At 64.7% G+C, this 23,975-nt stretch carries 23 protein-coding genes; 16 read left to right on the top strand and 7 right to left on the bottom strand.

The annotated features are described in order from the left end of the window. Positions 1-99: 99 nt before the first annotated feature. A complete protein-coding gene (locus H146_RS0108950) occupies positions 100-999 on the bottom strand; it encodes a LysR family transcriptional regulator (protein WP_019951540.1) in 900 nt (299 codons plus the stop codon). A 169-nt stretch (positions 1,000-1,168) separates the two neighbouring features. On the opposite strand from H146_RS0108950, the gene leuC reads away from it, so the two are divergent. From leuC to H146_RS0108875, 15 genes are all read left to right on the top strand, one after another. Further along, positions 1,169-2,617: a 3-isopropylmalate dehydratase large subunit gene (gene leuC / locus H146_RS0108945; protein ID WP_019951539.1), complete on the top strand. Its 1,449-nt coding sequence runs from the start codon at positions 1,169-1,171 to the stop codon at positions 2,615-2,617. A 12-nt stretch (positions 2,618-2,629) separates the two neighbouring features. Beyond that, the gene (leuD, locus tag H146_RS0108940) at positions 2,630-3,277 is read left to right on the top strand and encodes a 3-isopropylmalate dehydratase small subunit (protein WP_019951538.1); all 648 of its coding nucleotides are present in this window, start codon (positions 2,630-2,632) and stop codon (positions 3,275-3,277) included. Next, entirely contained in the window at positions 3,270-4,055 is a 786-nt protein-coding gene (locus tag H146_RS0108935; protein ID WP_019951537.1) for a class I SAM-dependent methyltransferase, read from the top strand. The genes leuD and H146_RS0108935 overlap by 8 nt, the downstream gene beginning before the upstream one ends. Positions 4,056-4,064: 9 nt before the next feature. Then, entirely contained in the window at positions 4,065-5,159 is a 1,095-nt protein-coding gene (gene leuB, locus H146_RS0108930; RefSeq protein ID WP_019951536.1) for a 3-isopropylmalate dehydrogenase, read from the top strand. A 115-nt stretch (positions 5,160-5,274) separates the two neighbouring features. Then, entirely contained in the window at positions 5,275-6,390 is a 1,116-nt protein-coding gene (gene asd / locus H146_RS0108925) for an aspartate-semialdehyde dehydrogenase (RefSeq protein WP_019951535.1), read from the top strand. Between the two features lie 110 nt (positions 6,391-6,500). Next, positions 6,501-8,294 (top strand): type IV pilus assembly protein FimV, encoded by a 1,794-nt coding sequence (locus H146_RS0108920; protein ID WP_156826753.1) that lies wholly within the window; start codon positions 6,501-6,503, stop codon positions 8,292-8,294. 49 nt (positions 8,295-8,343) lie between these two features. Beyond that, the gene (gene truA / locus H146_RS0108915) at positions 8,344-9,288 is read left to right on the top strand and encodes a tRNA pseudouridine(38-40) synthase TruA (RefSeq protein WP_019951533.1); all 945 of its coding nucleotides are present in this window, start codon (positions 8,344-8,346) and stop codon (positions 9,286-9,288) included. Beyond that, a complete protein-coding gene (locus tag H146_RS0108910; protein WP_019951532.1) occupies positions 9,285-9,947 on the top strand; it encodes a phosphoribosylanthranilate isomerase in 663 nt (220 codons plus the stop codon). The genes truA and H146_RS0108910 overlap by 4 nt, the downstream gene beginning before the upstream one ends. A 75-nt stretch (positions 9,948-10,022) precedes the next feature. Next, positions 10,023-10,952, top strand: a complete 930-nt coding sequence (gene accD / locus H146_RS0108905) for an acetyl-CoA carboxylase, carboxyltransferase subunit beta (protein WP_019951531.1) — start codon at positions 10,023-10,025, stop codon at positions 10,950-10,952. Positions 10,953-10,958: 6 nt separating this feature from the next. Next, positions 10,959-12,233 carry a bifunctional tetrahydrofolate synthase/dihydrofolate synthase gene (folC, locus tag H146_RS0108900; RefSeq protein WP_019951530.1) on the top strand — a complete coding sequence of 425 codons (1,275 nt, stop codon included), beginning with the start codon at positions 10,959-10,961 and terminating at the stop codon, positions 12,231-12,233. Next, positions 12,230-12,988, top strand: a complete 759-nt coding sequence (locus H146_RS0108895) for an SPOR domain-containing protein (RefSeq protein ID WP_019951529.1) — start codon at positions 12,230-12,232, stop codon at positions 12,986-12,988. Before folC ends, H146_RS0108895 begins: the two co-directional genes overlap by 4 nt. Continuing rightward, positions 12,985-13,623 carry a CvpA family protein gene (locus H146_RS0108890; RefSeq protein WP_019951528.1) on the top strand — a complete coding sequence of 213 codons (639 nt, stop codon included), beginning with the start codon at positions 12,985-12,987 and terminating at the stop codon, positions 13,621-13,623. The genes H146_RS0108895 and H146_RS0108890 overlap by 4 nt, the downstream gene beginning before the upstream one ends. A 67-nt stretch (positions 13,624-13,690) precedes the next feature. Continuing rightward, positions 13,691-15,208: an amidophosphoribosyltransferase gene (gene purF / locus H146_RS0108885; RefSeq protein WP_019951527.1), complete on the top strand. Its 1,518-nt coding sequence runs from the start codon at positions 13,691-13,693 to the stop codon at positions 15,206-15,208. Between the two features lie 94 nt (positions 15,209-15,302). Then, positions 15,303-16,508, top strand: coding sequence for an O-succinylhomoserine sulfhydrylase (locus H146_RS0108880; RefSeq protein WP_019951526.1), 1,206 nt, complete (start codon positions 15,303-15,305; stop codon positions 16,506-16,508). Positions 16,509-16,663: 155 nt separating this feature from the next. Further along, positions 16,664-18,013 carry an MATE family efflux transporter gene (locus H146_RS0108875; protein ID WP_019951525.1) on the top strand — a complete coding sequence of 450 codons (1,350 nt, stop codon included), beginning with the start codon at positions 16,664-16,666 and terminating at the stop codon, positions 18,011-18,013. Here H146_RS0108875 and H146_RS18940 read toward each other — a convergent pair. From H146_RS18940 to cfa, 4 genes are all read right to left on the bottom strand, one after another. After that, positions 17,991-18,401 carry a hypothetical protein gene (locus H146_RS18940; RefSeq protein ID WP_019951524.1) on the bottom strand — a complete coding sequence of 137 codons (411 nt, stop codon included), beginning with the start codon at positions 18,399-18,401 and terminating at the stop codon, positions 17,991-17,993. The genes H146_RS0108875 and H146_RS18940 overlap by 23 nt on opposite strands. After that, positions 18,394-19,344 (bottom strand): J domain-containing protein, encoded by a 951-nt coding sequence (locus H146_RS20230; protein ID WP_019951523.1) that lies wholly within the window; start codon positions 19,342-19,344, stop codon positions 18,394-18,396. The genes H146_RS18940 and H146_RS20230 overlap by 8 nt, the downstream gene beginning before the upstream one ends. A 294-nt stretch (positions 19,345-19,638) precedes the next feature. Then, positions 19,639-20,829, bottom strand: a complete 1,191-nt coding sequence (locus H146_RS0108860; RefSeq protein WP_019951522.1) for an amino acid aminotransferase — start codon at positions 20,827-20,829, stop codon at positions 19,639-19,641. 159 nt (positions 20,830-20,988) lie between these two features. Continuing rightward, positions 20,989-22,134, bottom strand: coding sequence for a cyclopropane fatty acyl phospholipid synthase (gene cfa, locus H146_RS0108850; RefSeq protein WP_019951520.1), 1,146 nt, complete (start codon positions 22,132-22,134; stop codon positions 20,989-20,991). A 206-nt stretch (positions 22,135-22,340) separates the two neighbouring features. Here cfa and H146_RS0108845 point away from each other — a divergent pair, with 206 nt between their 5' ends. Then, a complete protein-coding gene (locus tag H146_RS0108845) occupies positions 22,341-22,652 on the top strand; it encodes an MTH1187 family thiamine-binding protein (protein ID WP_019951519.1) in 312 nt (103 codons plus the stop codon). A gap of 2 nt (positions 22,653-22,654) precedes the next feature. On the opposite strand, the gene H146_RS0108840 is transcribed toward H146_RS0108845, so the two are convergent. Both H146_RS0108840 and H146_RS0108835 read right to left on the bottom strand, forming a co-directional pair. Next, positions 22,655-23,017 carry a hypothetical protein gene (locus H146_RS0108840; protein WP_019951518.1) on the bottom strand — a complete coding sequence of 121 codons (363 nt, stop codon included), beginning with the start codon at positions 23,015-23,017 and terminating at the stop codon, positions 22,655-22,657. Then, positions 23,018-23,932 carry a LysR family transcriptional regulator ArgP gene (locus H146_RS0108835; protein ID WP_019951517.1) on the bottom strand — a complete coding sequence of 305 codons (915 nt, stop codon included), beginning with the start codon at positions 23,930-23,932 and terminating at the stop codon, positions 23,018-23,020. Between the last annotated feature and the right edge of the window lie 43 nt (positions 23,933-23,975).

Here is a 23,975-nt window from a genome sequence, read left to right as displayed (position 1 = left end):
GTATTGATGGTGGCGATGCGAGGCGGGCGGCTCAGCAGGGAAGAGACTGCCCGCTTTCGATAGGAGCATTTGCTTCGATGATTTGCAATATTGCGCGCGTCACCGGGTGGCGATGTCGTTGCCGTCGGTTTCGCGGCTCGCCTCCAGCACTTCCAGCATGGCGCGGGCGGCGTTGGAGAGGGTGCGGTGGTCGTGAAACAGATAGCCCAGCGGCCGCTCGATGGGCGGGTGCGCCACATCAAGGCAGTGAATGCTGTCATCCAGCAGGGTCTCCGGCAGTACGCTCCAGCCCAGCCCGGTGCTGACCAGCATGCGGATGGTCTCCAGATAGTTGGTCGACATCGACACCCCGACCGTCAGGCCCGAGCGTTCGAAGGCGTCGGTGACCATGGCGCGGGTGAAGGTCTGCTCGCCGGGCAGTACCGCATCGAACTCGGCCAGCGCCGCCAGTGACAGCCGGGTGCCGTGGGCCAGCGGGTGGTCCGCGGCGCAGACGAAGTGCAGCCGGTCGACCCACAGCGGTGCGGCGGTGATGTGCACCGGCGTCTGCGGCGCCATGGTGGCCAGTGCCAGCTCCAGCGCGCCGCTCTGCACGCCTTGATAGGCCTGCTCGGAGTCGAGAAACTGCATGTCGAGACTGACCTCCGGCCAGCGCTTGCGGTAGCGCGCCAGTACCGGCGGCAGCCGGTGCAGGCCGATGTGGTGGCTGGTAGCCAGTGAAAGCCGGCCGTGTACCCGGCCGCTCAGATTGGTCAGCGCCCGCTGGGTGTCTTCGAACATGGCGAGAATCTGCCGCGCCCGCGGCATCAGGGTGTGGCCCGCTTCGGTGAGCGTGATGCGCCGGCCGATGCGGTCGAAAAGAGGGGCATCGATGCGGCTTTCAAGCGCGGCGATGCGCTTGCTGATCGCCGACTGGGTGAGAAAAAGCCGCTCTGCCGCCTGTGAGAAGGAGCCGCTGTCGGCTACCGCGACAAAGGCACGAAGGCTGTCGGTATCCATGGGCTGTGCCTTTGGCTATTCCAAAATGGAATGAGAAGTATGAATATCATGAATTGCTTTCATGGTAAAGGCGGGCGTAGAGTAGGCCTTACATAGAAAGAGGTCGCGCCTGGCGGGCGGCTTCGACGAACCGTGACAAGGCCCGGCGACGGGCAAGGAGTGGCACAACATGGCGGGCCGGACCCTCTACGACAAGCTGTGGCAATCGCATCTGGTATCGAGCCGCGAGGATGGCACCTCGCTGATCTATATCGACCGTCACCTGCTGCACGAAGTGACCTCGCCGCAGGCGTTCGAGGGGCTGCGGCTGGCCGGCCGTCGGCCGTGGCGCATTGATGCCAACATCGCCACCGCCGACCACAACGTGCCGACCTCGGCGAAGGAGCGCAGCGCGGGCATCGCCGGTATCGAGGATGATGTCTCGCGTATTCAGGTGCAGACGCTGGATGACAACACCACCAGCTTCGGTATCGAGACCTTCGGTATCAACGACGTGCGCCAGGGTATCGTGCATATCATCGGCCCCGAGCAGGGTGCCACGTTGCCGGGCATGACGGTGGTGTGCGGCGACTCGCATACCGCCACCCACGGCGCTTTTGGGGCACTGGCCCACGGTATCGGCACCTCCGAGGTCGAGCACGTACTGGCCACCCAGTGCCTGATTCAGCGCAAGATGAAGAACATGCAGGTGCGCGTGGAGGGCAAACTTGCTCCCCATGTCACCGCCAAGGATATCGTGTTGGCGATTATCGGCAGGATCGGCACCGCCGGCGGCACCGGCTATGCGCTGGAATTCGCCGGCAGCGCGATTCGTGATCTCTCCATGGAAGGCCGCATGACGATCTGCAACATGGCGATCGAGGGCGGTGCCAGGGTGGGACTGGTGGGGGTCGATCAGACCACCATCGATTACGTCGCCGGGCGCCCCTTCGCGCCGCGGGGCACTCAGTGGGACGCGGCGGTGGAAAGCTGGCGTGAGCTGGTTTCCGACGAAGATGCCGTCTTCGACCGGGTGGTCACGCTGGACGCCGCCGCCATCGAACCCCAGGTCAGCTGGGGCACCAGCCCCGAGATGGTAGTGGGCGTCCACGAGCGAGTGCCCGACCCGGCCGATGCTGCCGATGACACCGCGCGCCGCGGCCTCGAAAGGGCGCTTGAGTACATGGGCCTGAGCGCCGGTCAGAAAATGACCGACATTCGCCTCGATCGCGTCTTCATCGGCTCCTGCACCAACGCGCGTATCGAGGACCTGCGCGCCGCTGCCGCCGTGGTCAAGGGGCGCCGAGTGGCGTCGAGCCTCAAACAGGCGATGGTGGTGCCCGGCTCCGGGCTGGTCAAACGTCAGGCGGAGCAGGAGGGGCTCGACCGCATCTTCCTCGATGCCGGCTTCGAGTGGCGTGAAGCGGGCTGTTCGATGTGCCTTGCCATGAACGCCGATCGACTGGGCGCCGGTGAGCACTGCGCCTCGACCTCGAACCGCAACTTCGAGGGGCGCCAGGGCTACGGCGGCCGCACGCATCTGGTGAGCCCGGCGATGGCGGCGGCCGCGGCCATCGAAGGCCACTTCGTCGACGTGCGAAGTTATGACTATGATCGCGCCGATGCGATGAGTGCCTAAGGAGACCAGACGATGAAAAAGTTCGAACGCCTGCAGGGTCTGGTCGCGCCGCTGGATCGCGCCAACGTCGACACCGACCTGATCATACCCAAGCAGTTTCTCAAGTCGATCAAGCGCTCCGGCTTCGGCCCCAATCTGTTCGATGAGCTGCGCTATCTCGACGAGGGCTACCCGGGACAGGACTGTGCGCAGCGCCCGCGCAACCCCGACTTCGTGCTCAATCAGCCGCGCTACGAGGGCGCCAGCGTGCTGCTCGCGCGACGCAACTTCGGCTGCGGCAGTTCCCGCGAGCATGCGCCCTGGGCGCTGGAGGACTTCGGCTTTCGTGTGATTATCGCGCCGAGCTTTGCCGATATCTTCTTCAATAACGCCTTCAAGAACGGCCTGTTGCTGATCACGCTCGATGACGACACCGTCGAGCAACTGTTTCAGGCGGTCGAGGCCACGCCGGGCTATCGCCTTGATGTCGATCTGTCCGCACAGCGGATTCACCGCCCCGACGGCGACATCATCGCCTTCGAGGTGGACCCCTTCCGCAAGTACTGCCTTGAAAACGGACTGGATGATATCGGCCTGACGCTGACCGACAACTCTGAGGCCATTCGCGAGTTCGAAACCCGTCATCGTGCTGCCCAGCCCTGGCTGTTTCGCGATGCATGAGACGCGCTCGGAAAAGAACCACAGCGGCGTTGTCGAGCGACAGTTCGGCGAGCAGGCCGTAGCCTACCTGAGCAGCAGCGTTCACGCCGAAGGCCAGGAATTTGATCAGCTGCGTGAGCGTCTCAAGGGGTTGTGTCATGCCCGAGTGCTCGATCTTGGCTGTGGCGCCGGTCACGTAAGCTTCAGGGTTTCCGATCTGGCTGATGAGATCGTCGCCTATGACCTGTCGCCACGGATGCTTGAAGTCGTGGCCGGGGCGGCTGCCGAGCGCGGGCTGGACAATATCCGGACGGTGCAGGGCGTTGCCGAGGCGCTGCCTTTTGCCGATGACAGCTTCGATATGGTGTGCAGCCGTTTCTCTGCCCATCACTGGCGCGATGTCGGGCTGGCACTGCGTGAAGCCCGGCGCGTTCTGAAGCCCGGCGGCGTGGCGGCATTCATTGATGTGACGGCCTCCGAGCAGCCGCTTTTCGATAGTTTTCTGCAAACGGTCGAGATGCTGCGCGACACCAGCCATGTTCGCGATTACGCCCCGAGTGAATGGGCGCAGATGGTCGGTGAGGCCGGGCTTGTCATGACATCCAGCACGCGTCAGCGCCTGCGGCTGGATTTCGAGACATGGATTGCGCGTATGCGCACCCCTGATGTGATGCGCGCTGCGATTTTGCACCTTCAGGGTCAGGTCGGTCAGGAAGTGCGTGATGCCTTCGAGATCGCTGATGATGGATCGTTCACTACCGATATGCTGGTGCTCTGGGCCACCAGGGAGCCGTTTTAAGGAAAACACATGAGCAAGAAGATTCTGGTACTGCCCGGCGACGGCATCGGCCCGGAGATCACCCGCGAGGCGCGGCGCCTGCTGGAAGCCTGCCGCCATGAGGGGCTGGATATCGCCATCGACGAGGCGCCGGTGGGCGGTGCCGAAATCGACCGCTCCGGCGTGCCGCTGGCCGCGGACACCCTGGAGCGTGCCCGGGCCGCCGACGCCGTGCTGCTCGGCGCCGTGGGCGGGCCGCAGTGGGACAGCATGTCGGATATCAGCAAGCGCCCGGAGAAGGGGCTGCTGGTACTGCGCAAGGAGCTGGGGCTGTTTGGCAACCTGCGCCCGGCGATTTTGTATCCCCAGCTGGTGGCGGCATCGAGTCTCAAGCCGGAAGTGGTATCGGGGCTCGATATCATGATCGTGCGCGAGCTGACCGGCGGCATCTACTTCGGCCAGCCACGCGGCCGCGAGACCCGCGACGACGGCAGCCGCTACGGCTACAACACCTACGTCTATGACGAGCACGAGATTCGCCGCATCGGCAGGGTGGCCTTCGAGATGGCGCAAAAACGCGGCAAAAGGCTCTGCAGCGTCGACAAGGCCAACGTGCTGGAAGTGACCATGCTGTGGCGCGATATCATGAACGAGCTGGCGCCGGAGTATGCCGACGTCGAGCTGTCGCACATGTACGTCGATAACGCCGCCATGCAGCTGGTGCGCGCACCGAAGCAGTTCGACGTGATCGTCACCGGCAACATGTTTGGCGACATCCTGTCGGACGCCGCCGCCATGCTGACCGGTTCGATCGGTATGCTGCCATCGGCCTCGCTCAACGAGTCAGGGCAGGGCATGTACGAGCCCTGTCACGGCAGCGCGCCGGATATCGCCGGCCAGGGGCAGGCCAATCCGCTGGCGACGATTCTGTCGGTGGCGATGATGCTGCGCTACTCGCTCGACGAAGCCTCCCTTGCCGGTCGCATCGAGCAGGCGGTGGGCGCGGTGCTGGACGACGGCCTGCGCACTGCCGATATCGCTTATGAAGGTACCACCAGGGTGTCGACCGCCGAGATGGGCGATGCCGTCGTGGCGGCATTCAAAAAGGCGGGCGACCAGAAGTAGTCCGCTGTTGGTCGGCTTTTCAGAATGCACCTAAGCTACCATTTTACTATTCAGAACGGCACGCCCTCGGGCCGTGTCGCATTCGTTCAACGATAACCATTCGGGGTACTTATTCATGTTGAAAACCGGATTTGTCGGCTGGCGTGGCATGGTAGGTTCCGTGCTGCTTGATCGCATGCGCGAGGAGAACGGCTTCAAACGGATCGAGCCGGTCTTTTTCACCACCTCCCAGGTGGGTCAGCCGGGTCCGAACGTGGGCGTCGAAGTGCCGCCGCTGAAGGACGCTTTTGATCTCGAGGCGCTCAAGTCGCTCGATGTCATCGTCACCTGTCAGGGCGGCGACTATACCGGTCAGGTCTACGACAGGCTGCGCGAGTCCGGCTGGAAGGGCTACTGGATCGACGCCGCCAGCAGTCTGCGCATGCACGACGATACGGTGATCGTGCTCGACCCGGTCAACCGCCATGTGATCGACCAGCGCCTCGACGACGGTTTCAGGACCTTCGCCGGCGGCAACTGTACCGTCAGCCTGATGATGATGGGGCTGGGTGGTCTTTTCGAGGCCGACCTGATCGAGTGGATGAGCTCGATGACCTATCAGGCTGCCTCCGGGGCCGGTGCCCAGAACATGCGCGAGCTGCTGGAGCAGATGGCGATGGCCGGCAACGCCGCCCGTGCCGAACTGGACGACCCCGCCTCGGCGATTCTGGATATCGACCGCAAGGTGATCGAGGCGATGCGTGGCGATCAGTTCCCCATCGAGCAGTTCGGCGCCCCGCTGGGCGGCAGCCTGCTGCCGTGGATCGATAAAAGGATGGATAACGGCCAGAGCAAGGAGGAGTGGAAGGGCAACGCCGAGAGCAACAAGATTCTCGGCCTTGCCCCCAATACCGTGCCGATCGACGGTATCTGCGTGCGGGTCGGCTCGATGCGTTCCCACGCCCAGGCCTTTACCATCAAGCTCAGGCGCGACGTGCCGATAGATGAGATCGAGGACCGTATTGCACGTCACAACGACTGGGTCAGCGTGGTGCCCAACGACAAGGAGGCGACGCTGGCCGGGCTGACGCCGGCGGCCGTGACCGGCACCCTTGGCGTGCCGGTAGGCCGACTGCGCAAGATGGCGATGGGCGGCGAGTACCTGAGCGCCTTCAGCGTCGGCGATCAGCTGCTGTGGGGCGCCGCCGAGCCGCTGCGCCGCATGCTGGCACTGCTGGTCGAGCGCCACTGACGCCATCGCTATTGTCGCTGTGATACGGGGCGCCTCGGGTAGAGGCGCCCTTTTTATCGGGCGTTAGAATCGTTGGGCGCCGAAATCATCGCGACACCCGGAGGAGACCGATGCCATCAGGGCGTGCCATAACGTTGTTTGCCGCACTGCTTTTAACGCTTTTGCTGCCCGCTTCGCCGGCGCAGGCGCTGGGAGTGGGGATGCCGCAGGTCAGTTCGGGGCTCAATCAACCGCTGCAGGCGAGGGTGCCGCTGATCGACAGCGGTGCGCTGAGCGCCGATCAGATACAGGCGTCGCTGGCCGATGAGCGGCTGTGGCAGGCACTGGGGCTGTCGCGCAGTGCCGCTACCGACACCCTGCGGCTCGATGTACAGGGCTCGCCGGGGGCGCTTTATCTCCGCATGCGCGGTACTCGTCCGTTTGCTGGCGCCATGCTGCAGACGCTGATCACCCTGCGCTGGCCGCAGGGGGCGATTACGCCGCGCATCACCCTGCTGCCGTCGCTCGGCGCCGGTGGTGGCGACGATACCACGCAGCAGATGGCACCGGCCGATTCGCTGGCGGCGCTGGCCAATCCGCGCAACGCACGCCAGCCGCCGGCGCCACGTGAAGTGAGCCGCGAGCGCAGCAGTGGCGCCGCCAATCCGTCTGCCGAAAGCGGCAGCGCTGCCAATGGCGTTGCCGCTGCCGAGCTGGCTGCGCTGCGCAGCCGGGTCGATGAACTGGAGGAGCGTCTGCAGGCGCAGCAGATGGCGCAGACCTCGCTCTCCTCCACGCTCAGTGCCGGCGGTAGTACCGCCGAGCTGATCGATACGCTCGACGAGCGTCAGCAGCAGTTGGCGGCGCGCCTCGATAGCCTTGATGAGCAGCGCCTGGCGTCGCTCACCGATGCCCCCTCGCCCGCCGGCGAGGCGCCGCCTGCCACGCCGAATTCCGCTGATAGCATCAGCAACGCTGCCAGTGCCGGCAGCGCGTCGGCTGCCACGCCGGACGCTGACGCGGCGCAGCAGGCGTCGTCTTCACCCTCTGGCGAAACCTCGCAGCCTGCTGCCCCCGCCAGCGCGTCGACTGCCGCCGCTGGCGGCTTTCCCTGGCTGTGGCTGGCAGCGGGACTGGCACTGCTTGCCGTACTGTTGATAGCGCTGCGCGCCTGGCGCGAACGCCGTTACCGCCCGGTCACCGCCGACGAAATCGGGCTGGCGGCGTCGACCGAAAAAGAGGGTGACGAGAGCGATCAGACTTCGGCACCGGAGCAGGAGAATGCCGAGGCTGACCGCCGGAGTGCGTCGCGCGGTGGCGCTGACAGTGCCACGCCCAGCCCCGAGGAGACCCAGGCGCAGGCGATACGCGATGAAGCGGCCATCTTCGAGCAGTACGGGCGCCTGGCTCAGGCACGCGAACTGCTGGAATCGGGGCAGCAAAACTATCCGGACAGCGAGATTCTGAAGCAGGCGCTGGCCGCGCTGGCGCTCAGAGAGCAGGAGCAGCAGGCGCAGGCGCAGGCCGGTCAGTCGGCAGCGCCGCAGGAGAGCGCAGCGCGCGCGCAACGGGATGCTAATGAGGCCGAGCCGAGAGCGCCGTCGACGCCCGAGCACGTAGCGTCGGGGGAGAGCGAGGACGATACCGAGGAGCCGCAGGAGCGGGGCGATAGAGTCGATACGTCGAGCAGTGCCTTCTCTCTGCTGACGCCCCAGGAGCTGGAACTGCAGGAGAGTGAACGTCAACAGCAGCGCCGCCCCAGTGTGGATATCGACACTTCCGGCTTGCAACTGTCCGCGCCGGGCCTGCCCGAAGAGCCCGGCACGGGGGACAGGGCGCGTGGCTCGAAGGTGGCGTTTTCCCCCGAGGATACGGATAATGAGCGCCCCGAAAGCGCGCGCCACGGGCAGCGCCACAAGCGCTGAGTGTGCCGCCGCGCGCCGGGTCGTCTCATTGCCTGTTTGACCGAGTGCCATGTCCCTTTTTGAGCCCATCGACGAGAACGAACGCATTGCCGGGCGCATTGCGCTGGGTATCGAGTATCGCGGCACCCACTACCAGGGCTGGCAGCGCCTGCGACACGGCCCTTCGGTGCAGGCGGCGCTGGAGCAGGCGCTATCGAAGGTGGCCGTCGCACCGCTCGAGGTGATGTGCAGCGGACGAACCGATAGCGGCGTTCACGCCAGCCGCCAGATCGTCCACTTCGACTGCGATCGGCCGCGTACCCTCAAGGCCTGGGTGATGGGCACCAACGTCAATCTGCCGCGCGATGTATCGGTGCGCTGGGCGCACCCCGTACCGCTGGATTTTCACGCCCGTTTCTGTTCGCTGGCGCGGCGCTATCGCTATCTGATTGCCAACCAGCCGGTGCCGCCGGCGCTGGACGCCGAGCAGATGATCTGGCACCGCGTACCGTTGGATGTCGAGCGTATGCAGCAGGCGGCGCAGGCGCTGGTGGGCGAGCATGACTTTTCCGGTTTTCGCGCCGCCGGCTGCCAGTCCCGCACCCCCTGGCGCCATGTGCATTTCATCGAAGTGCAGCGCATCGGCCCGCTGGTGGTGATCGATATTCAGGCCAACGCCTTTGTCCACCACATGGTGCGCAACATTGCCGGGGCGCTGCTCACCGTCGGTGACGGCCGTCAGGGCGTCGAGCGCTGTGGCGATATTCTCGCCCGGGGTGATCGCCGCCGCGCCGAAGCGACCGCGCCGGCCCAGGGTCTGCACTTCGTCGATGTCTATTACGACGCGCGTTTCGATCTGCCGCGCGAACCGCTGGGGCCGTCGCCGCTGTGGTTTCGCGGCGAATGGAGCGGCGAGCGCCGCCTGCCGCCGTCAAACTACCGACGCCCGGTCTATCGCGGCGAGCCGCGTCGGCCGTCACAGCCGGACGAGATCCCGGAGGAGGGGCGCCCATGAGAACCCGCATCAAGATCTGCGGCCTGACACGCGAGGAGGACGTTGACGCGGCAGTGGCGCTGGGTGCCGACGCCGTCGGCTTCGTGATGTGGCCTGCAAGCCGCCGTGCCATCACCCCCGACCGGCTGGAAGTGCTGGCAGCGCGAGTGCCGCCTTTCGTTACCCGGGTGGGGCTGTTCGTCGACCAGACGCCTGATCTGATCGCGCGCTGTGCCGGCGCGCTCGACCTGCTGCAGTTCCACGGCGAGGAGCCGCCCGAGGCGTGTGACCTTTACGGCATCAGCTGGATAAAGGCGCTGCGCATGCGCGAGGACATCGACCTGGCGCGTGAGACCGAACGCTTCGCCGCCGCCCGCGGACTGCTGCTCGACGCTTATCGCCCCGGTGTGCCCGGCGGTACCGGTGAGTGCTTCGACTGGTCGCGTATTCCCGCCGAGCTGGCCGGTTCGGTGATTCTGGCCGGCGGGCTCACCCCCGACAACGTGGCGCAAGCGGTGGCACGAGTGAAGCCGCTGGCGGTGGATGTCTCCGGCGGGGTCGAGAGCGCTCCCGGTATCAAGGATCACCGGCGCATGGCGGCCTTTATCGAGTGCGCCTCGAGAGCCGCCATGGCAACAGGAACCCTCGACGGGCTGGCCCCGAGCGGTATCGATGATTGATAATGGTCGCCAGACAAGGCCGTGCCCCGGTGCGCGGCGCCGTTTGATTACCCACCACATGGAATCGTATTTCCAATGAGCTGGCTCGACAAGATTGTGCCCTCCATGGGGCGCACCACCCGAACCGACCGTCGTAACAGCATTCCCGACGGTCTGTGGCGCAAATGTCCCAACTGCGAGGCCGTGCTCTACCGGCCCGAGCTTGAGCGTCATTACAACGTCTGCCCCAAATGCGATCACCATCTGCGTCTCAACGCACGCAAGCGGCTGGCGTGGTTTCTCGACAGTGATGGGCGTGAAGAGATCGCCGCCCGGATGGAGCCTGTCGACCGGCTGCGCTTTCGTGATTCGAAGAAGTACAAGGACCGTCTCGCGGCTGCCCAGAAGTCCACCGAAGAAAAGGACGCCCTGATCGCCATGAAGGGCACCCTCGAGGGGCAGCCGGTAGTTGCGGTGGCCTTCGAGTTCGACTTCATGGGCGGCTCGATGGGCAGCGTGGTAGGCGAGAAGTTCGTACGCGCTGCCACCATCGCCCGCGAGCAGCAGTGCCCGCTGGTCTGCTTTGCCGCCTCGGGCGGCGCGCGCATGCAGGAAGCGCTCTTCTCGCTGATGCAGATGGCGCGTACTTCGGCGGCGCTGGAGCGCCTGCGCGAGGCGGGCGTGCCCTATATCTCGGTGCTTACCGATCCGGTGTTTGGCGGCGTGTCGGCGTCGCTGGCGATGCTGGGTGATCTCAACATTGCCGAGCCCAATGCCCTGATCGGCTTTGCCGGACCGCGCGTGATCGAGCAGACGGTGCGCGAAAAACTGCCGGAAGGCTTTCAACGCAGTGAGTTTCTGCTCGAGCACGGCACCGTCGACATGATCATCCACAGAAACGAGATGCGTGGCCGGCTGGCGCGCCTGCTGCGCAAGTTGACCGCTCGCCCGGCGGCGCCCGTTGACCCCGAGGCGACCCCCGGTGAGGAGAGCGAGTCGCTGGACGGCAGTGCCGCGGCGCACTGATTGGCCATGTCGCGCACGCTGACGCAGTGGCTCGCCGAGCTGGAGCAGCGCCATCTAGTAACCATCGATATGGGGCTGGAACGGGTGGGCGTCGTCGCTGACCGCCTCGAGTTGCGCGATCGGCCGTTGGCCGGCCGGCTGGTTACGGTGGCGGGGACCAACGGCAAGGGGTCGACGGCCGCCATGCTGGAGGCGCTGGGTCGTGCTCACGGCCTGACCACCGCCCTCTACACCTCGCCCCATCTGCTGCGTTATAACGAGCGGCTGCGTATCGACGGTCACGAGGTCGAGGACAGGGCATTGATCGCTGCCTTCGAACGCATCGATGCCGCGCGCGGCGACATCAGCCTGACCTATTTCGAGATGGGCACCCTGGCGGCACTGTTGATTATTGCCGAACACCGCCCCGAGCTGGCGGTGCTGGAGGTAGGACTGGGCGGTCGTCTGGACGCCACCAACGTGGTGGATGCCGACGTGGCGATAGTCACCAGCGTAGCGCTGGATCATGCCGACTACCTGGGCGATGACCTCGAACAGATCGGGCGCGAGAAGGCGGGTATCATGCGCTCCGGCCGTCCGGCGGTGCTGGGTAGCCGCGATATGGTGGCAAGCGTTGGCGACTACGCCCGCGAATTGGGCGTAGCGCGGCTGCTCGCCCCCGGTGATGACTTTACCTGGCACGCCGACGGCGAGGGCTGGTGCTGGCGCTGCCCGGTCGATGCGCCGGCGCGCCTTGAAGCGCTGCCCGACCCCGCGCTGCCGCTGGATAACGCCGCCGCCGCGCTGATGGCGTTCGAGCTGGCCGGCGTCGAGCCGGTTGCCGAGGCCTGCAGTCGCGCCTTTGCCGGTGTGCAACTGGCGGGGCGTATGCAGTGGGTCGGCCGCTTCTGCCTCGACGTGGCGCACAACCCGCACGCCGCCGACTATCTGGCACGCCACCTGGCCGAGCGACCATCGGTCCATCGTATCGCCCTGCTGGGCATGTTGGCCGACAAGGAAGCGGCCGGCGTGATCGAGGCGCTGGCGCCTGTCGTGGACGCCTGGCTGCCGGTCACCCTTGGCGGCGCGCGGGGCCGCGAAGCCGCATCACTGGCGGCGCTGATCGAAGCGCGCCACGCCTGGGTGCTCTATGCTGCCGACAGCCCCGCTGCCGGTCTCGACTGGCTGGTTGCACACAACAGCGAGAGTGAAGTGCTGGTCTGCGGCTCTTTTTTTACCGTTGCCGAAGCGCTCGAATGGCTCGATAGCGATGGTGCCCTACAGGGAGCAGGGAAGCGATGAAATACGGTATGCGCGAACGCATCAGTGGTACCGTCATTGTGGTGGCGATAGCCATCATCGTACTGCCGATGCTGTTTGATCGTTCGGATGACGATAGTGCGCCTTCTCGGGGAACGTCGATGTCGATCGATCAGCCGGTCGAGGTCGAGCAGCGTAATATTGGCGCGCCCCAATCACCGCTGGCCGATGAGGCGGTACAGAATCCGCAAAGCGGTGATTCGACCACCCGCCGGACAAGTCAGAGCAACCAGCTTTTCCCCGGCCGCAGCAGTGATGAAAGCGACGGCGGAGAGCGCGTCAGCGAGGATGTGGCGCGCAGCAACGAGCCGGCGCCCGCCGCCGACGAGGCCGCTCCCACGGCCGGTCAGCGCCAGACGCAGAGCGCACCGAGTTCCACACAGCGCGGCAGCGGCAGTAGCGGCGGCGGTGAAGACCCCATCATGGCGGCAGCCAGTCGCGGTTCCGGCAGCGCTGCCAGCGCCAGCCGCAGCGCTTCCGGTAGCGGTGCTCCACCGGCTTCGGCGGGCGGCTGGGCGTTGCAGGCCGGCAGTTTTGGCCAGTCGGCCAACGCCGATCGGCTGGTCAGCCAACTGCGTGAACAGGGTTTCAACGCCTGGCAGCAGCCGCGCGGCGAATTGAGCACGGTCTTTATCGGCCCCTTTGACAGCCGCGATGCGGGTGAACGCGCCGCCGGTCAGCTGCAGCAGCGTGCCGGTATCAACGGTTTTGTGGTGGAGCGCGGAGCCGGGCAGTGAGCTGGACATGGATCGACTGGGCCTTTGCAATCCTGCTCGGTTTCTCCATCCTGACCGGCCTGGCGCGAGGCTTTATTCGGGAAGGGCTGGGGCTGGCCGCCTGGATCGTCGCTCTGCTGGCGGCGCGAGCGCTGGCCGAGCCGGCGGGTGACCTGTTTGAACACTATATCGGCAGTGCGCAGATTCGGCTGGTAGCCGGCTTCGCTCTGGTGGTTATCGCCGTGCTGATCGCGGCGCGACTGGTCATCCGGGTCGTGCATGCCATGATCGAATGGGCCGGCATGGGGTTTTTCAATCGCCTGCTGGGGGCACTGTTCGGCGCCCTGCGTGGTGCGCTGGTGCTGATTCTGCTGGTAGCGGTGGTCGGGCTGACGCCGTTGCGCCAGTCGCCCGCCTGGCAGCAGTCGCAGCTGATACCGCGCGTCGAACAGGGACGCGACCTGCTGATCGCCCGCTACCAGCAGCTCGATCGCGACGGTGAGCTGCTCGATGAGGCCAACCGTCGTGCCGAGGATTTACAGCAGTCGCTGCCGTCGCGTCTGGGTGAACAGGCAGTGGATCAATTTCAACGCACGCCGCAGAATGGCGGGCAGGGCGGCAGGACGCCCGGCGCCGAACCTGATTCGGCACGGTAACCGGCCGACCGCTCGATAGGACGTTTTGCGGCGTATCGGATCGCCACCGACAGCGAGGGTAGAACTCATGTGCGGTATCCTGGGCCTGATGGCCAACTCGATGGTAAACCAGGCCGTCTACGACGCCCTGACGGTGCAACAGCATCGCGGTCAGGACGCCGCCGGCATGATGACCTGGGACGAAGGGCGCTTTCTGCTGCGCAAGAGCAACGGCCTCGTGCGGGATGTTTTCCATACCCGCCACATGACGCGCCTGAAAGGGCATCTTGGCATCGGCCATGTGCGCTATCCCACTGCCGGCTCCGCCAGCGAGGCCGAATCACAGCCCTTCTACGTCAACTCACCCTACGGCATTGCGCTGGTGCACAACGGCAACCTGACCAACTCCGACCAGCTGGTCGAGGAGCTGTTCAACGCCGATCTGCGCCACATCAACACCAGCTCAGACTCCGAAGTACTGCTCAACGTCTTCGCCCATGAGCTGGGCAAGCAGGGCCACCATCTCGGCGCCGAGGATATCTTCGATGCCGTGCGGCGCGTGCATCGCCGCTGCCGCGGCGGCTATGCGGCGGTATCGATCATCAACGGCAAGGGGCTGGTGGCGTTCCGCGATCCTTACGGTATCCGCCCGGTAGTGTTCGGCAAGCGCGATACTGCCGAAGGGCCGGAGTACATGATCGCCTCCGAGTCGGTGGCGCTGGACGTCGCCGGCTTCGAGATGATTCGCGATCTGGCGCCCGGTGAGGCCCTTTATATCGACCTGGATCGCAACCTGCACACCCAGCGCTGCGCCGAGCAGACCCGGCTGGCGCCCTGCATCTTCGAGTACGTCTATCTGTCGCGGCCGGATTCGATCCTCGACGGCGCCAACGTCTACGCCACCCGCATGCGCATGGGGCAGAAGCTGGCCGAGAAGGTTCACCGCGACTGGCCCGACAACGACATCGACGTGGTCATTCCCATCCCCGACACCAGCCGCACCGCGGCGCTGGAGATGGCACTGCATCTCGACGTGCCCTATCGCGAAGGCTTCATGAAAAACCGCTACATCGGGCGCACCTTCATCATGCCGGGGCAGACGCAGCGCAAGAAGTCGGTGCGCCAGAAACTCAACGCCATCGATATCGAGTTCAATGGCAAGAACGTACTGCTGGTCGATGACTCCATCGTGCGCGGTACCACCTGCAACGAGATCATCCAGATGGCCCGTGAGGCGGGGGCGAAGAACGTCTATTTCGCCTCCGCCGCGCCGGCGGTGCGCTATCCCAACGTCTACGGCATCGACATGCCGGTGGCGATGGAGCTGATCGCCTACGATCGTAGCGTCGACGAGGTGTGCCAACTGATCGGCGCCGACCGTTTGATCTATCAGGATCTCGACGACCTGAAGGCGGCGGTCAGCGAAGTCAATCCGGCGCTTACCGAGTTCGACTGCTCGGTGTTCGACGGCCGTTATATTACCGGTGATATCGACCCCGACTATCTGGCGCGGCTGGAGCTGGCGCGCAGTGACGACGCCAAACAGCAGTCCAGCGGCGAGCATGCGCTGGTGGATCTGCACAATGACGTCGAGGAAGTTGAATAAAGGATATTCGCTTTTATACCGTTATCCTGATAGACCCATGACATGATAACGCTCGCCGATGCCGGCGGGCGCTGTTCGGCCGGGAGCCGCCAACATGAAAGACAATCCGCAGCAGGACGGCAGCCTGCCCGAAGGCCTGCACGCCGACACCCTGGCGATTCGCGCCGGCCATCGGCGCACCGACGAGCAGGAGCACAGCGAGCCGATCTTTCCTACCTCCAGTTTCGTCTACGCAAGCGCCGCCGAAGCGGCGTCCAAATTTGCCGACGACGGTCTGGGTAACGTCTATTCGCGCTTTACCAACCCCAGCGTGCAGACCTTCGAAGGGCGGCTGGCGGCGCTGGAAGGCGGCGAGGCCTGCGTAGCCACCGCCTCCGGCATGGCGGCCATCATGTCGATGGTACTGGGGCTTCTCGAAGCCGGTGACGAGATCGTTGCCTCGCGCTCGCTGTTCGGCTCTACCATCAGCCTGCTGTCGAAGTACTTCGGCAAGTTCGGTATTACCACCCACTTCGTCGAACTGGCCGATAGTGAGGCCTGGCGCGCCGCCATGACGCCGAAAACGAAGCTGCTGTTTGCCGAGACGCCCTCCAACCCGCTCTCCGAGATTGCCGATATCGCCGCGCTGAGCGAGCTGGCGCACGCCCACGGCGCCTGGCTGGCGATCGACAACTGCTTCTGCACGCCGGCGCTGATGCAGCCGCTGGCGCATGGCGCGGATGTCGTCATTCACTCCGCTACCAAATACCTTGACGGTCAGGGGCGTGCAGTGGGCGGCGCCGTGGTCGGAAGCAGTGCACTGATCAGGGAAGTGCACGGCGTGGTGCGCACCTGCGGCCCCTGCATGAGCCCCTTCAACGCCTGGATCTTCACCAAGGGGCTGGAGACGCTGGGGCTGCGCATGCGTGCCCACTGCGACAACGCGCTGGCGCTGGCGCAGTGGCTGGAGGCGCATTCGGCAGTCGCACGAGTCTATTACAGCGGGCTGGCCTCTCACCCCCAGCACGAACTGGCGGCGCGTCAGCAGCGCGGCTTCGGCGCGGTGGTGGGCGTCGAGGTGAAGGGCGGGCGCGACGCCGCCTGGTCGGTGATCGACGCCACCCGGCTGCTTTCTATTACCGGCAATCTGGGCGATCTCAAGACCACCATCACCCATCCCGCGACCACCACTCACGGCCGGCTCTCCGAGACACAGCGTGCTGATGCCGGTATCCATGAGGGACTGATCCGTATCGCGGTGGGGCTCGAGCATATCGACGATATCAAAAACGACCTTGCCCGCGGGCTGGACGTGTTGTAAGCCGTTTCCCCCCTTACCGGCCGTCAGGCCGGCGCTTCGCAACGATCCTGCAAGGCAGGCCGAACGGCCTGCCTTTATATCGTTTATCCGCCTGAACTGGCGCGAGATTTCACTTTGCAGCAGGAGGATATGTGGCTTCAGCCGCAACCAGACAGATGGGCCGTACCCTCTGGCAGCAGACGCTGCCCATGGCAATGGGCGTGGCGGCGCTGTTGGGGTTCAATCTGATCGACAGTATTTTTATTGCCCGGCTGGGCACCCGGCCGCTGGCGGCGCATTCGTTCACCTTTCCGGTGGCGACGGTGATTATCGGCGTGCAGGTCGGTTTCGGTATTGCCATCGCGGCAATCATCTCACGCGCTCAGGGCGCCGATGAATACGAGCGCGCTCGTCGGCTGGGCAGTTTGGTGCTGCTCGGTTGCAGCGCCATCATGCTGCTGTTGATGCTGGGGCTCTATCTGCTGGCACCGGTGATTTTTACCCTGCTGGGCGCTGATCGGGCGCTGCTGCCGCTGATCTACAGCTACTGGACGCCCTGGCTGGCGGCGAGCTGGCTGGGGGCGCTGCTCTATCTGGGCTACAGCCTGTTTCGCGCCCACGGCGAGACCCGTTTGCCGGGGCGCATGATGGTGCTGACCAGCCTGCTCAATCTGATTCTGGACCCGATTTTCATCTTCGGCGTGGGCAGCTTCGAAGGTTGGGGGCTGTCCGGTGCGCCGCTGGCCACGCTGCTGGCCTTTGCCATTGGCCTTGCGGTGCTGGGCGGCCGGCTTGCCGGGCGCCACTGGCTGAGTACAACCGGACTGCTGGACGAGATGCACCGCTCGCTGCGTCGCTTTGCAGGCATTGCACTGCCCGCCATGGCTTCGCAATTGCTGCCGGCGGTGTCGGCGCTGGTTGCCACGGCCGTGGTGGCGCGGCTGGGAGAGACGGCGGTGGCGGCCTGGGGGCTGGCGGCACGGCTTGAAACCTTCGTGATCCTGGTGGTGCTGGGTATGACCATGTCGCTACCGCCCTGGCTGGGACGCTGCTACGGTGCCGGGCGTTGGCAGGAGGTGCGTGCACTGATGAATCTGGCCGCTCGCGTGGTGCTCATCTGGCAGTTCGTACTGGGCCTGCTGCTGGCGCTGCTGGCTGCGCCGCTGGCGAGTTTGCTGGCCGGCAGCGACGCCGTACGTGAACTGCTTACCGTACTGCTGCGCTTTCTGCTGCCGAGCTATGCGCTGCTGGGCATCTGCATGCTGGTGGTCTCGGCCTGCAATGCGCTGGGTTGGCCGCGGCGGGCGGTGGCCATCTCTTTCGCGCGGCTTTTCGTCTGCTATCTGCCCTGTCTGATAGTGGGCAGCTGGCTGGGTGGACTGACCGGGCTGGCGGCCGGAGCGGCGGTCGGCAATCTGCTTGCCGGCGTGCAGGCCTGGTGGCTCTATCGTCGGGCGTTGGGTGAGCGTGGTCGAACCGAAGAGACGACAGCTGCGGCGCCGGTCAGCTCATCAGCCAGTGGGTAACCAGCGCCGTTACGGCGGCGCTCAAGAGCATGGCGGCGATCAATATCAGCAGGTGGTGGCGACGACCGGCGGCATAGTGTAGCGCCCGATTCAGACGCGCCTCCAGCTGCCCGCGGCGCCCGGTATGCCGCGGCGGTCGCGGGGTGAAGTCGTGGGCCGTCTCGCCCTGCCAGTGGGCGGCGTGGGTCAGCCCCAGCTCCGCACGTAGCCGGCCCAGCGCCGCCAGCTCATCGCGATGGGCGTCGTAGCAGCGCCGGTTGGCCGGCACCAGCAGTGTGGTTTCGACATCCTGTTTGAGCGACTGATTGTTGCAGTGCGACAGCGCGCGGCGAATAGCGCGCGGTGACGCGTTCGGGGCGAGATTGAGCCGCTGGTAGAGATCACGCATGTTCGATCAGATAGTCGTAGGCGTCACGGATGCGCTGGAAGCGCTGCGCCGCCAGCGCCATGCGCCGCTCGCCCTGGCCGCAAAAACGGTCGGGGTGATGGCGCTGGGCCAGCCGCCGATAGGCGCGCTTGATGTCATGATGTGATACCGGCTCCTCGAGTTCCAGCACCTGCAGGGCAAGCCTGCGCCGCCAGCTGTTGCCGGGTTCTGCCCGCTGTTCATGCTGCTGCTGTTGGCGCTGTTCCTGCTGGCGTTGCTGTTCGTCGCGCTGGTGCTGTTGCTCGCGGCGCCGGCGTTCGGCCTGCTCGTAACGATACTGGCGCTCATGTGCTCGCTGCCAGCGTCGATGGCGGGCATGGCGGCGCCGCAGGCGCAGTCTGGCGCGTAGTCTGAGTTGCCGGGCGTGAAAGCCACGCGCGATGGCGCGCAGCGGGTTCGGTCCGGGGCGAGGGGCGCTGTTGAAGGCCGCCGCGTGACTATCGGCCGGCCAGTAGCCGTGGCGGCTCGGGTCGCCGGGCGCCTGTGGCCAGCGGCCGGTGATGCTGTAGAAAAGGCGCGTAAAAGCGGCGTTCTGGATGCCTGCCAGATCGGCGACAAGACCCAGCACATGACGGTTGTAGTGGCTGACGCTGCCGCCGCCGGCAGCAAGGCCGATCGCGCGGGTCAGCAGGTTGGAGAGGGCAGTATCGTGGCGCTCCTGGATCAGCACTTCGGCGGCGAGCTGAATGTCTGCCAGCGGCTGCTGGCTGGCGGCGTCGATCAGAGTGTCGAGGGCGCCGTCGTGATCGCAGCCGTGCGCCAGACTGCGCAGATACTCCTGATCCTCGGCGAGGATGTGCGTCTTGTTGACCAGTATCCATGCCAGTATCAGCAGCGAGGCGGTATCCGCCGGCCGGCGACTCTGCAACAGCAGCAGTTCGAAGGGCGAAAAGCGCGCTGACATGCTGGACTCCGCTCGGGCTTGTGCTGACGCCGGGAACAGGGCGGCGGTTCGAGTATCTCCTTGTGACTATAAAGGAAACGCTGCATAAATGCCTACGCGAGCGAATCGCTTCGTTGCGTGGTACTCGAAAACTCGCCTAACCTCATGTTATGTCTCGTTTTCTGCGTTCCATGCGCCTCGCGCTTCATCTCGCTCGTCGATTTATTCAGCGCTTCCTAAACCGATTGCCCTGATATGGGGAGTGCGATTCCCGCCGTGAACGGTCAGTCAGCGGCGGGAGAACAACCGGGCCGGTCAGCGCACTACGCTGGCGATGGCCTCTGCCACATAGTCGAGGCTGTTGGCGGAGAGTCCGGCGACATTGGCGCGGCCGGAGCCCACCATGTAGATACTGAACTCGTCGCGCAGGCGCTTGACCTGATCGGCATCGAGCCCGGTATAGGAGAACATGCCGCGCTGTTCGCCAATGAAGGCAAAGCGCTCCGCGAGGCCATGGGGGCGCAGCGCTTCGACGAAGTCGCTGCGCAGGCCGTTGATGCGATCACGCATTTGCGCCAGTTCCTTCAGCCACAGCGTGGTCAGCTCGTCGTCGGTGAGGATCTCCCCCACCACCGCGGCGCCGTGAGAAGGCGGTGTCGAGTAGTTTTCGCGCGCGGTGATAGCGATCTGCGAGCGGACGTCGAGCATCTGCTTTTCGTTAGCGGCGGCGATCATCAGCGCGCCGGTACGCTCACGATAGAGGCCGAAGTTTTTCGAGCAGGAGCTGGTTACCAGCACTTCATCGAGGGATTCGACGAACAGCCGCACGCCGCGGGCGTCCTCCTCGAGGCCGTCGCCAAAACCCTGATAGGCAAAGTCGATCAGCGGCAGCAGCTGGCGATTTTTGACCACTTCCAGCACCTGTTGCCACTGGTCGGTATCGAGATCGAAGCCGGTCGGGTTGTGGCAGCAGGCGTGCAACAGTACCACGTCGCCTGCGGGGACTTCGTTGAGCGCCGCCAGCATGGCGTCGAAGTCGAGTCGATTGTCGGCATTGACATAGGGGTAGTGCTTGAGTTCAAGCCCCGCTGCGCCGAATACGGCCGGGTGGTTGGGCCAGGTGGGCTGGCTCAGCCAGATGGCACGACCGGGCAGGCTGGTGGCGATGAAATCAGCCGCCAGCCGCAGCGCGCCGGTACCGCCCGGCGACTGGGTAACGCTGATGCGGTTGGCCTCCAGCGCCGAGGAGTCCTCGCCCAGCACCAGTCGCGCAATGGCATTGGTATAGCGCTCGTCACCATGAGAGCCGATATAGCTTTTGGTCTCCTCGCTCTCCTCGAGGCGCTTTTCAGCACGCTTGACAGCGGCGAGTACCGGCGTATTGCCCTCGTCGTCACGATAGACACCGACCCCGAGGTCGACCTTGCGGGGGTTGTCGTCCTGCTTGTAGGCTTCGATCAGGCCGAGGATAGCGTCCCCGGGTACGCGCTCGATATGCTCGAACATGGCTGATGGTGACCTCGTCTACTGCGTGGTGAGAAAAGTGGCCCACGAGAATGCGGACATCGACGCACTGGCCGATGTCTCGCGCTCTAAAGCCGCTGCCACCGATGATGCCATTGCCACCGCCCGACTACCACCGGGCAGTGTATGCCAGGGCGGGTTTCAGCGCGGGGCGTCGTAGCGTCCGGAACGTTTTTTGGAGAACACCACCTGCCACAGCTGCAGGTCGCGGGCGCGGAAGGCGCCGGCGCAGCTGGCCAGATAGTAGCGGAACATACGCTGGGTGCTTTCCTCATAGGGCAGCGACGGCCAGGCGCTTTCGACGTTGTCGAGCCATGCCATCAGAGTGCGATCATAATCGGCACCGAAGTTCTGCCAGTCTTCCATCACCAGCTGATCCTCGGTCGACATGATGATCTGGGCGACCGAGGGCAGCACGCCGTTGGGAAAGATGTACTTGTTGATGAAGGGGTCGGCGCTCACCTTCGAGTTGTTGGAGCCGATGGTGTGCAGCATGAAAAGGCCGTCGTCGGCCAGCAGACGCTCGACGGTCGAGAAATAGGTAGAGTAGTTTTTCTGACCCACGTGCTCGAACATGCCGATCGACACAATGCGGTCGAAGCTGCCTTCAAGATCGCGGTAGTCCTCCAGCACAATCTCCACATCCAGCCCTTCACAGCGCTTGCGCGCGAGCTCGGCCTGCTCCTTCGAGATTGTGATGCCGGTGACGTGAACGCCGTAGTGGCGCGCCGCGTAGGCGGCGAAGCTGCCCCAGCCGCAGCCGATATCCAGCACCCGCATGCCGGGTTCGAGACGCAGCTTGCGGGCGGCCAGGTCAAGCTTGGCAACCTGCGCCTCATACAGGTTGGTAGCCTCTTTCCAGTAGCCGCATGAGTAACACATGGTGTCATCCAGCATCGCCTCGAAGAGGTCGTTGCCGAAGTCGTAGTGTTGTTCGCCGACGATGAAGGCGCGCGTCTTGCTCTGCAGGTTGGTGAAGGTCGTCTGCAGCTGATAAAAGAGCTTCTCACGGCGCGTATGGGCGTGTTCCCCAAGGTTGGCGCGCAGCAGCTTTTCTATAAACTGGTCGATACGTTCGCAGGACCACCAGCCTTCCATGTAGGACTCGCCCAGTCCCAGCGATCCGTTGCGGATAACGCGCGTGTAGAAGCCCGGATTGTGGACGCGAATATCGCAGGCGCGCTCGCCGTTGAGCTGAATACCGGCCGTTTCGAGCCACTGCTGGACCAGTTTTCTGGCTCGTGTATTGGCGTCACTGTTTGCGTTTTCAGCCGTATCGCTGATCATGACTTTCTCCTTTATAAGCGGTTATTCTGTTTGCAACACTTTCGGGAATACGTACGCCCGAAATGCCCGCTCTCAAAGCAGTGCCTGACTTTATTTTCTTTTTCCAATCTGAATAATCTAGCCAATTCGACGGCGTCATGCAGCACTGATCTATTCTGAAATACAGTGAAAGGCGATTTTTTCAATATTTTACAGGAGGTTACGCGATGCAGGTGATGATCGATCTATGCGTGGTGCCACTGGGCGTGGGCGTCTCCGTGGCGCCCTATGTGGCCGCCTGCCAGCAGGTACTGGAGGACGCCGGGCTGAGCCATCAGATGCACGCCTACGGCACCAATGTCGAGGGGGAGTGGGAGGCGGTGTTCGCGGCAGTGAAACGCTGTCACGAGGTGGTGCACGAGATGGGCGCGCCGCGCATTACCACCTCGATGCGTATCGGCACGCGAACGGATCGCGAACAGAGCATGGCAGACAAGGTGCAGAGTGTGTACGCCCTGCGCGGCTCGGGCGATGCGTAGCCTTACCGGTCGAGGCACTGAAACGAGAGCGTGGCGCGCCAGCGATCACCTTCGGAAGTGGCGGCGGCAAGAGCCTCGCTGTCGTCGTTGATGCCGCCTTCGGCGGGCTGTGGTGAAGAGGGGGCAACGATGTCGTCATCGACGATAGCGACCTCACTGCCGATATTGCCCGCGGCACACCGCTCGCGAGCGAGATCCAGGGCAGCGTCGTGCGCCGTTGTCGCATCGAGCGCCTCGGCGCTAACGCTCATCGGCGGTGCCGAGGCCGTCGTCGAGCAGCCGGTCAGCATGGCCGGTATCGACAGCGCACATGCCAGTACCAGGGCAGCGAGTCGTTTCATCACTACCGTTTCCCCGGTGGTCATCTAGAGTATCCCCGTGGTGTTATCAAAGCCCTTCAAGTCGGTCAGCCATTTTTCCGTACAGCGCGTCAGGTGGTCGGTCAGGGCCTCGAGAATGTTGCCCCCCTGGCGCCAGTAGTGCCAGTAGAGCGGTACTACGATGTCCGATTCGCTTTCCAGTTCCACCAGGGCGCCGCTCTCCAGCGCCGGCCGCGCCTGGAGGTCGGGGACCAGGCCATAGCCGAGGCCGGCATGAATCATCAGATAAAACCCCTCGGATGAGGGGCAGAGATGGTGCGGAAAGGGCGAGGTGACGCCCAGATTGGCCACGTAGCGGTGCTGTAGGCGGTCATCGGGGCCGAACACCACAGCCGGCGCCTCGCTCAGCGAAATGCGGTCGACGCCGTTGGCGAAATAGCGTGCGGCAAACTCGGGGGTCGCCAGCGGGCGGTAGCGCATGCCGCCCAGCGGGCGAGCGCGAGCGCCCTGGATGGAGCGCGGCGTGGTACACAGGCAGGCCGCCACTTCGCCGTCGCGCATGCGCTTGAGCGATGACTCCTGATCCTCTATCACCAGGTCGAAAAGCACCGACTGCTGCTGATGAAAGGGCGCCACGGCTTCCGACCACCAGGTTGCAAGGCTGTCGGCATTGAGGGCGATACGCAGGCGCTGTTCACGATCGCCCAGCGAGGGCACATGGTCGAGAAGATCGTGCTCCAGCAGACGTACCTGCTGCACGTGATTGAGCAGCCGCCGACCCAGAGGGGTAGGCGCGATGCGCGGCGCGCGTACCAGCACCGGCTGCCCGAGACGCGCCTCGAGCAGTTTGATGCGTTGGGAAACCGCCGACTGGGTCAGTCCCAGTGCCTGGGCGCCACGCTCGAACCCGACCTGGTCAACGACAGCACCGAGCGCTTCCAGAAGTTTGTAATCGAGCATAGCGCTTTAAAGCCATTAGTTGGATGATAAGTCACTGTCCAGC

Source organism: Kushneria aurantia DSM 21353, assembly GCF_000382245.1.
Classification (GTDB): Bacteria; Pseudomonadota; Gammaproteobacteria; order Pseudomonadales; family Halomonadaceae; genus Kushneria; species Kushneria aurantia.
Note: the sequence above shows the minus strand (reverse complement) of the source record. Positions and strands in the feature narration are given on the sequence as shown.

What these genes read in the sequence shown, in the direction of transcription:
- H146_RS0108950 (WP_019951540.1), bottom strand. Translation starts at nt 999, where the DNA reads ATGGATACCGACAGCCTTCGTGCCTTTGTCGCGGTAGCCGACAGCGGC.
- leuC (WP_019951539.1), top strand. Translation starts at nt 1,169, where the DNA reads ATGGCGGGCCGGACCCTCTACGACAAGCTGTGGCAATCGCATCTGGTA.
- leuD (WP_019951538.1), top strand. Translation starts at nt 2,630, where the DNA reads ATGAAAAAGTTCGAACGCCTGCAGGGTCTGGTCGCGCCGCTGGATCGC.
- H146_RS0108935 (WP_019951537.1), top strand. Translation starts at nt 3,270, where the DNA reads ATGCATGAGACGCGCTCGGAAAAGAACCACAGCGGCGTTGTCGAGCGA.
- leuB (WP_019951536.1), top strand. Translation starts at nt 4,065, where the DNA reads ATGAGCAAGAAGATTCTGGTACTGCCCGGCGACGGCATCGGCCCGGAG.
- asd (WP_019951535.1), top strand. Translation starts at nt 5,275, where the DNA reads ATGTTGAAAACCGGATTTGTCGGCTGGCGTGGCATGGTAGGTTCCGTG.
- H146_RS0108920 (WP_156826753.1), top strand. Translation starts at nt 6,501, where the DNA reads ATGCCATCAGGGCGTGCCATAACGTTGTTTGCCGCACTGCTTTTAACG.
- truA (WP_019951533.1), top strand. Translation starts at nt 8,344, where the DNA reads ATGTCCCTTTTTGAGCCCATCGACGAGAACGAACGCATTGCCGGGCGC.
- H146_RS0108910 (WP_019951532.1), top strand. Translation starts at nt 9,285, where the DNA reads ATGAGAACCCGCATCAAGATCTGCGGCCTGACACGCGAGGAGGACGTT.
- accD (WP_019951531.1), top strand. Translation starts at nt 10,023, where the DNA reads ATGAGCTGGCTCGACAAGATTGTGCCCTCCATGGGGCGCACCACCCGA.
- folC (WP_019951530.1), top strand. Translation starts at nt 10,959, where the DNA reads ATGTCGCGCACGCTGACGCAGTGGCTCGCCGAGCTGGAGCAGCGCCAT.
- H146_RS0108895 (WP_019951529.1), top strand. Translation starts at nt 12,230, where the DNA reads ATGAAATACGGTATGCGCGAACGCATCAGTGGTACCGTCATTGTGGTG.
- purF (WP_019951527.1), top strand. Translation starts at nt 13,691, where the DNA reads ATGTGCGGTATCCTGGGCCTGATGGCCAACTCGATGGTAAACCAGGCC.
- H146_RS0108880 (WP_019951526.1), top strand. Translation starts at nt 15,303, where the DNA reads ATGAAAGACAATCCGCAGCAGGACGGCAGCCTGCCCGAAGGCCTGCAC.
- H146_RS0108875 (WP_019951525.1), top strand. Translation starts at nt 16,664, where the DNA reads ATGGGCCGTACCCTCTGGCAGCAGACGCTGCCCATGGCAATGGGCGTG.
- H146_RS18940 (WP_019951524.1), bottom strand. Translation starts at nt 18,401, where the DNA reads ATGCGTGATCTCTACCAGCGGCTCAATCTCGCCCCGAACGCGTCACCG.
- H146_RS20230 (WP_019951523.1), bottom strand. Translation starts at nt 19,344, where the DNA reads ATGTCAGCGCGCTTTTCGCCCTTCGAACTGCTGCTGTTGCAGAGTCGC.
- H146_RS0108860 (WP_019951522.1), bottom strand. Translation starts at nt 20,829, where the DNA reads ATGTTCGAGCATATCGAGCGCGTACCCGGGGACGCTATCCTCGGCCTG.
- cfa (WP_019951520.1), bottom strand. Translation starts at nt 22,134, where the DNA reads ATGATCAGCGATACGGCTGAAAACGCAAACAGTGACGCCAATACACGA.
- H146_RS0108845 (WP_019951519.1), top strand. Translation starts at nt 22,341, where the DNA reads ATGCAGGTGATGATCGATCTATGCGTGGTGCCACTGGGCGTGGGCGTC.
- H146_RS0108840 (WP_019951518.1), bottom strand. Translation starts at nt 23,017, where the DNA reads ATGACCACCGGGGAAACGGTAGTGATGAAACGACTCGCTGCCCTGGTA.
- H146_RS0108835 (WP_019951517.1), bottom strand. Translation starts at nt 23,932, where the DNA reads ATGCTCGATTACAAACTTCTGGAAGCGCTCGGTGCTGTCGTTGACCAG.